Annotated in this window: 5 protein-coding genes and 1 tRNA gene; 3 read left to right on the top strand and 3 right to left on the bottom strand. The window is 45.8% G+C overall.

What is annotated here, in order from left to right; all coding sequences use genetic code 11:
- The first annotated feature begins 165 nt into the window (after positions 1 to 165).
- On the top strand, positions 166 to 2,547 hold the full coding sequence (locus V2I46_06250) for an ABC transporter permease (protein ID MEE4177096.1): 2,382 nt from the start codon (positions 166 to 168) through the stop codon (positions 2,545 to 2,547).
- Positions 2,548 to 3,150: 603 nt separating this feature from the next.
- On the opposite strand, the gene V2I46_06255 is transcribed toward V2I46_06250, so the two are convergent.
- Complete coding sequence (locus tag V2I46_06255) at positions 3,151 to 3,441, bottom strand: hypothetical protein (protein MEE4177097.1); 291 nt, start codon at positions 3,439 to 3,441, stop codon at positions 3,151 to 3,153.
- A 296-nt stretch (positions 3,442 to 3,737) separates the two neighbouring features.
- Between V2I46_06255 and V2I46_06260 the strand changes: the two genes are divergently transcribed.
- Positions 3,738 to 4,445, top strand: a complete 708-nt coding sequence (locus V2I46_06260; protein MEE4177098.1) for an SMUG2 DNA glycosylase family protein — start codon at positions 3,738 to 3,740, stop codon at positions 4,443 to 4,445.
- Positions 4,446 to 4,459: 14 nt separating this feature from the next.
- Here V2I46_06260 and V2I46_06265 read toward each other — a convergent pair whose 3' ends face one another.
- Together V2I46_06265 and V2I46_06270 are read right to left on the bottom strand one after the other, a co-directional pair.
- Complete coding sequence (locus V2I46_06265) at positions 4,460 to 5,899, bottom strand: tetratricopeptide repeat protein (protein MEE4177099.1); 1,440 nt, start codon at positions 5,897 to 5,899, stop codon at positions 4,460 to 4,462.
- Positions 5,900 to 6,125: 226 nt separating this feature from the next.
- Positions 6,126 to 7,340 carry a serine hydrolase domain-containing protein gene (locus V2I46_06270; GenBank protein MEE4177100.1) on the bottom strand — a complete coding sequence of 405 codons (1,215 nt, stop codon included), beginning with the start codon at positions 7,338 to 7,340 and terminating at the stop codon, positions 6,126 to 6,128.
- A gap of 250 nt (positions 7,341 to 7,590) precedes the next feature.
- On the opposite strand from V2I46_06270, the gene V2I46_06275 reads away from it, so the two are divergent.
- Positions 7,591 to 7,664, top strand: a tRNA-Asn gene (locus V2I46_06275).
- Positions 7,665 to 7,990 lie beyond the last annotated feature (326 nt).

The following is a 7,990-nucleotide window of genomic DNA, read 5'->3' on the forward strand; positions in this document are numbered from 1 at the left end:
AAATCTTTTTTTAATCTAATGCCCTAAATTTTAATTAATTAGAATTAATGGCATGAAATAAGATAGTAAATTAATTTGTCCATATGGTCTTGCGTACAAAAGCTTAGAAATTTTCTCGTAAAAAAAATATTTTCAATTCGCATTCCAATAAAAAACCACTGCACCATGAACCTGAATTATTTCCGCTCTGCCTGGCGCATCCTGAAAAGAAACAAAGCCTATTCTGTAATCAATATACTGGGATTGGGTATCGGGTTTTCCGTTGCCAGCCTGCTCATGATCTATGTCCTCCATCAATTAAGTTTTGATCGCTTTCATGAAAATGCTGACAGGATCTACCGCCTGACCATGGAAGGCTCAATGAACGATGGAAAATTAATTTCAGCAGATATGACCGGTGGAATGGTGGCTGATTTTCTCCTTGAAGAAGTGCCTGAAGTAGAACAGGCCACCAGGGTTTATTACAGTGGCCGTAAGACGATCATGATTGAAGACCAGCGGTTTACCGGTCAAACCACGGCCTGGGTGGATTCCGCATTCTTCCGGATCTTCAATTTTCCCCTCATCCTGGGTGATTCCGCTACTGCCGTGAAAAACCCTCATTCCATTGTGATCTCTGAACGGGCAGCCCAACGGTATTTTGGGAAACAGGATGTGTTGGGCCAAACTCTTAAGCTAAGCGGAGAGACCTACAAAATTACCGGGGTGATGAAGGATATGCCTATAAACTCCCACCTGCAATACGACCTTTTGCCATCCTTTTCAACCCTCCTGAAACCAGAATCAAATATCGTCAAGCGAAATGGATTGTCTTTCCGGACCTATGTGCTCAGGAGAGAACATGCCGACCCGGAATCATTCCGTCAAAAGGTTGTTGAAATAACCGACCAGCGAATCAATGAGCTGTTTGGGCCCCTTGGGCTGACCCTGAAGCACGATCTTCAACCCCTGAAAGACATTTACCTGTATTCAAGCTTTACCTTTTCTGCCGGGGGTACGGGAGACATCATGAATGTCTACATTTTTTCATTCCTCACTTTTTTTATTTTACTGGTGGCCGTTTTCAATTTTGTAAACCTGATGACCGCCCAATCGGAAAAACGGGCACGGGAAATCGGATTCCGTAAAGTCATAGGGGCAGGGAAAAAAGACCTTATCTCTCAGTTCATTGGTGAGTCATTGCTGATTGCCTTCCTGGCCTTTATCGTGGCTTTACTCCTGAATGAATTACTGATCGGGCCTTTCTCAGAAATGCTTGACGAAAAGTTTTCCCTGATTTATTGGAAAGACCCGCTGTTCCTGGCGGGAATCATTGGCTTTGTGATTGTCATTGGCGTGTTGTCCGGAATGTATCCCGCCCTTTACTTGTCGCGTTACCAGCCCATCATTGTATTAAAAGGCATACAGCACGGTGCTGGCAAAGGGCATGCCTTGCGCAAGGTTTTGGTTAGCCTGCAGTTTTCCATATCCATTTTCCTGATTGCCTCCTTGCTGCTGGTTCATAAGCAAGTGAGCTTTATGAAGCAAAAAGACCTGGGGTTCAATCGGGAACATGTGGTAAGTATAGAAAACCTGACAGACCCCGTACGTCTTTCCTATCAAAGCCTTAAGGCTGAATTAATGCAAAACCCAAGCATTAAAAGCATCACCGCTTCGCAAAGCGTTCCCGGCGAAGACCGCAGCATCCAGAACTGTCACCTCCAGGGGGAGGATGCAACCTCTGCCATCATGATCCATGAAAACCGCATTCAACATGGCTATGTGCAAACTTTTGGCATGAAAATAGTCGAGGGGCGCGATTTTAACCCTGAAATGCGAACCGATACGGCAGCGTTTATCATCAATGAGACGGCAGTCCGGAAACTTGCCCTGGAAAACCCCGTCGGAGAAGATATTGTCGTAAATACAATGTCAGGAAAAATCATTGGCGTGGTTGCTGATTATAACTTCCTGTCCCTGCACAATGAGATCGACCCCCTCGTACTGTCAATGAATCAACCCAGCTTTTATAAAATAAGTATCAGGATAAGCCCGGATAACATCCCGGGAACCCTTGCGTATTTAAGCAATAAATTTGAAGAGATCGATCCGAATTACCGTTTTGATTATCAATTTGTTGATGAAATGTTCCAGCAAATGTATCAGAAGGAAGAACGGGTCAACAAGCTGATCACCGCTGCTGCTGTGCTGGCCATCATCATTTCTTTCATGGGCTTATTTGCCATTACGTCTTTTACCGTAGCTCAAAAAATAAAAGAAATCGGTATCCGCAAAACCCTTGGTGCATCTGTCAATAGTATTGTTTTAAAACTGTTTGGCGAATTGGGCCGCTGGCTGCTCATTGGAAACCTGATTGCCTGGCCCGTGGCCTTTTATGTGGTGAGCCGGTGGCAATCAAATTTTGCCTTCCAGATCGACCTTTGGAAGCACTGGTGGCTGTTTGTTGCAGCCACCCTTATGGCAGGGATTGTCGGCAGCATGGCAATGCTTTCTCAAAGCATTTCGGCAGCAAGGGCAAACCCAATCGATAGCCTGAAAACCGAATGATTAACGGACATGTCTTTTTGGCTTCCCCGAATGGCAAACCGGGAAGCCCAAACCGTGTTCCCAGTGGAAATTTTTCTATCTGGCTTTCTGAAAGATTGAAACTGCAAGATTTCATCAGGCAGGTTTCCTTTTAGGGCTAATTAAACTCAACATCCCATCACGTTTCAGTCTAAAGCTATTCCCTGTCTAAAGCAGATGAGTTCCCTGGTTGTTTTTAAATATGCACAGGGTTAAGGAATTTGAAAACTTCAGAAGTGTTTATTAAAAAACCTGTCTGCCATAATTTCTGGTACAGGGGATCACTTATTAATTTGGCTTTCTGAATTGGCAGTTAGCCAGGCACAGTTAGTGGCTTCCCCAGTATTTTGAACAAACCAGACTCATAGTTAATACGGAGTTAATACGGAGTTAATACGGTTTAAACCGAATAAACTCCGTATTAACTATTACCCTGAAGGCAATTTAAATTGAAAATTGGCCCTCATCAAAGGAAACCTTCAGAATAAAAACAAAGGCGGTCCCGGAAAACCGGTACCGCCTTTTAACATGAAGAAAATTATGATGATGGTTGCAAAGGGTCTTTAGAAAACGGACTCAATCCTTTTACCTGGCAATAACGCCTTTCAGTTCGGCAGGGATGTCATCCACTTCTTCTTCGGGTTTGCTCATCCTTGAGATATCGAAAACCTGGTTGTTGCGTTCCTGCTGGATGCTGTCGAAAATGGCTTTCTGGTCGAAGGGGAAAGCTTCTTCTTCTGCGGCTTCCTCAAAAGCGGGCATGGTAAGAACTCTTCCGAGTGCATCTTTGAAGGTCAGCAATTTTTTAGGAGCGGCGGCTTGGCTAAAGGTGGTGGCCAAAATGATCAGTGCGGTGGTGAAGATTACTTTTTTCATGACTTTATGTTTTTGTTGGTTTGTTGCTTACTGTACTACTCATGTAGTACACTAAAGCTGTGCCATAAATTATAATTCATTGGTTTTAAGGTTTTTAAAAAACACACCGCTGTATGAATCGGTCACTATTAAGCCAATTGTTCGCTAAAAAGTGTTCGGTTTTGTGGCCTTTTGTCCGGAACCGAACACTTATTTCCTCATCCTCGTCCGGGGCTTTGCAAAAAAGAAACGGAACCGCATTATCTTAGCGTTTTATTTAGGTTGATTTAAATTTTTTTCTGATTTTTTTAACCACAATGAAAGATGTGGCTATGGAAACCTTTGCCGAAAGAGTGATCGCTTACAATACGAATTTAAACTTTGACCAGGCATTACCAGACGGAATAAGGGTTATGAATCCCTTCAGGGAAAACCCCGAGGCCCTGGAAGTATCTTCGGCTTTCTACCGGAAATATTACAACGACCAGCGCCAGCGGCACCTGATCCTGGGGATCAATCCCGGACGCTTCGGGGCTGGGGTCACGGGCATCCCCTTTACCGACACCAAACGGCTTGTGGAAAAATGCGGCCTGCAAATCAGGGGGATTAGCACCCACGAGCCCTCCTCTGTTTTTGTTTACGAGGTCATCGATGCCTATGGCGGTGTGGATGCTTTTTATGGTGATTTCTATATCAATTCGGTCAGCCCCCTGGGATTCGTCAGGATCAATGAACGGGGCAAGGAGGTGAACTACAATTATTACGACGATCCAAAGCTTCAGGCTTCGCTGTATAACTTTATGCTGCAATCGGTCAGGACGCACATCAGCATGGGCATCCATACCGATGTTTGCTTCTGCCTGGGCTCAGGAAAGAACTTTCGCTTTTTGGAGCAAATGAACCGCGAACATGACCTGTTCAAAAAGATCATTCCCCTCGACCATCCCCGCTTTGTGGTGCAGTACCGGTCGAAGCAAATGCCTGAATACGTAAAAAAGTTTGTAACCCTCCTGAAAAGGAAGTAAACTGTTAAATGCCTCTAGCGGGCCCTGATCACGGTTGTCTCGTTGATCCAGCAATTCACCCGGTAAGTTGCACCAACGGTATGTCCATAAAAGAAGATCTCCTCGTTGTTGGGGAAATATTCGCGGTAAGCATCAGCCAGTTGTTGTGCTTTTTCTTTAACGTCGGGGTCTTCAGCCACCCTTGCAGCTTCTGCAAATTGATCGACAGCAGCCCAGTATACGGCTTTTTTAGCAAACTCGTCGGAACCACAATAGCTGGCACTTGCCACATACATCTCGCCAATCAAAACCAAGGGGCGGCCATCGGTGGGCTTTGCCTCGTGGGCCTTCAGCGCATACTCCCTGGCCTTTGAAGGCAGTTCCAGCTGCCGGTAACTCATGTCGGCCATTTGCCAGTAAGTCCGAAAAAGGTTATCCTGCTGTGTGCTTCCGTTGCCCTCGTAAAGGTTGGCCGCCTGCTGCAGATATTCAATGGCGTTTTCATAATTTTCACGCTTGGTTTCAAGCCGTCCCAAAAGGGCTGCTTTGCCGGCATCGGGCTCAATCTGGTACAGGCGTTCAGTAACCCTGAAGTACAGTTCACTGTCGAGGCAACCGGCCTGATCGAGCATCTGTGCAATCTGCGTCATCAGTGCGGTGTTGTCAGGATTCTCATTAAACCGGCGCTCAAAGATTGTGGTGAGGTTCTCACAGGTTCCATAGGGCTTAAACAGGGTCAGGATGGTACTGCGGGTGTTCTGATAATATCCTTTGTCTTCGGGGTCCTGGGCCAGGTTGAAATCAATGGTTTCCATGACCTCGCTAAAGATCTCCACCAGCTTCTCGGTTTCAAGGACACCGGCATCCACCAGGCGAGCGGCAGAAAGAAAATGAATCTGAAGCACGGGGCTTTCGGCATTGTCACCCATCAGCTCAAGGCTGCGACTGGTCATCTCATAGAGGGCCTCCGTGGCGTCGGGCTGAAGCTGGTATAGCGTGACGGCCTTGCGCCCCAGCACGTACCCCTCCCTTCCGAAATGTTCAATCCGTTGGTCATAAACCTTCATCAAAAGGTCAAGCCATTCCTGCTTCTTTTCAGGATCCGTTTCATTGTCATACTGGAACTTCACAATGGGGATACCGTGGACATAAATGTTTATAGTAAGCTCAGGGCAATACTCAAACAGGTATTTCCAGGCCTCATAGGCATAGCCAATGTCGCCGTGCTTGTAATGTTCGTCATAAACCGACCAGTTGCGCGAACACTCTACGCTGTCTTCAGCAAAACGGGGAGTGAGGGCGGAAAGTGCGCCCTGGTCTCCAGCGCTCATGTCACGCATGAGCGTTACCCCTGCACGGGCGTTATTCACCATGGCGCTTCCACCAAGAAGTAATATCCCCAGGGCAAAAATTGTAAAGGTTTTTCGAAAGAGAAAAGCCAAATTCAGATAGATAAAAAATTCTTTTGTTTTCATTTGGTTGTGGTTACAATGGATTGTCCGAAAGGACAAAAGAAAGGAAAATTTTTAAAAAACAACAAAACTATCTAATTTTTACGGCAAAATCCATGCCAATTCCACATTCTTGGTTTTTCTGAAAGGTCCCCTGGTTGGGGAGGCATTTCCCCTCACTAAAAGCATGGCAAAATATTCCCCCATGGGGTCCAAAGAGCAAAGCCGAAAAAGAGGGAAAACCGGGAAATTAGCCGCCAGAACCACTTTGCATGGCTTCATTTTCATCCTCAATCACATCCAGAAGGTCTGGTTCCATCAAAAGTTCCCTGCTAAAAATGATTTCCTGCATCCTGTCGACCAGGCTGGCGATGTTCTGGTTGGTATTCGAAAGAATAATGAGGGTGGCATCGTCGTCGATGTATCGCTTGAAAGAGGTTCGGAAGCCATTCCAGCGTCCGGGGTGATGAACAATGCGGTGATCCCTGAAGGATTGCAGACGCCAGCCCATACCATAGTTCACGGTATTGGTGTTTTTCAGCCTGGCTTTTTCAAAAGCAAGATGCCACAATTCTGGGGTAAGCAATTCATTGCGGTAGATGGCCTGGTCCCATTTATACAGATCGGCAGCGGTCGAAAAAACGCCCTTGTCGCCCATCACCCCGTCGTGACTAACATCGGGAATGAAGGCATAGCGGCCACGAGCGGGCCGGAATCCAAAAGCACGCTGTTCGGGCTGGTGATCCTGATGCACGTCGTATACAAAGGTGTTGAGCATCCCCAGGGGTTGAAAAATGCGCGCTTGCAAAAAGTCGGGAAACCTTTGCCCGGAAACCCTTTCCACCAGTAAACCCAGCACCGCAAAGCCAGTATTGGAATACGCCCAGCGGGTGCCGGGCACAAAATCCAGGGGCCTTTTGTGCTTAATGAAGGTAGCCAGCATATCCTCATTGCTGGGCATGCGGCTCTGCGTCCAGTAGCGCTCCATCACCCACATGTAATTCTGGAGGCCAGAGGTGTGGTTCAGCAAGTGACGAACGGTAATGTCCGGATAGGGGAATTCGGGAATGTAATTTAATACCAGGCTATCGATGTTCAGCTTGCCCTCCTGATGCAACAACAGGACTGCCGTTGATGTAAATGTCTTACTGATGCTGGCCAGTTGAAAAGGAGTCTCTTCGGTCAGGGCGGTGCTGTTACGGAAATCGGAAAAGCCAAAACAACGGTTATACAAAATAGTGCCGTGTCGTGCCACGAAAACCTGCCCGTTAAACCGTGTGCGCAGCATCAGGCTGGTGATCTCTTCATCAAAATAACCGAGTTCTTCTTCCGAAAACTGGTACGTTTTTTCTTCTGCGACTTCAAGGGTGCTGAGATCCGGTCCGGAAGCACGCGAGGGGAACGAATTATAGGAAAGGGCTGATAAGCCAAAGACAAGAGATAGAATGATTAAACCACGGATCATAACAACAGGATCGTTTTTCAGGCGGAGAAAAAACCGCTTCAATACATTTGAAACAATGTTTAAGTAACGATTAAACATGCCAGCCTATTATTCAAAGCGGCAAAGTTAATAAGTCTCATTTGGTTTAACGAAAAAATCAGTATTACGTTACCTCTTTTAGCAAAAAAATGGCAGGATAAAAAATTTTTTTGGTGATAGAATATTTTTATTAATTTTGCAACTCCAAAAGCAATGATAGCTTTTAAAACACTCCTCCTTAGCTCAGTTGGTTAGAGCATCTGACTGTTAATCAGAGGGTCCTTGGTTCAAGTCCAAGAGGAGGAGCTTAAAAATCAAAGGGTTACAACGAAAAAATGTTGTGGCCCTTTTTTATTTAAACATAATCCGAGCACTGGAATTAAAAAGCGGTTATTTCTTTAGAAACGCTTTTTTCTTTCGCTCTGAATGCAGGACTGCTCCAGCCTTGCAATGGACCTTTCATCATGGATGGGGAGAAACGCCTGAATGAAGTTCCGTTTACTGGCTTGCAGATCCCTTATAACCCGCCTTTCCTTTTCAGGGGATCAGAGAAATTATCAATATTATCAAAATTATCAATATTGTCAGTCCCCCAAAATGACAATTTCCCTTTGCCCCACAAATTCATTCAA

Origin of the sequence: Bacteroides sp. (assembly GCA_036351255.1) — a bacterium.
GTDB lineage: Bacteria > Bacteroidota > Bacteroidia > Bacteroidales > UBA7960 > UBA7960.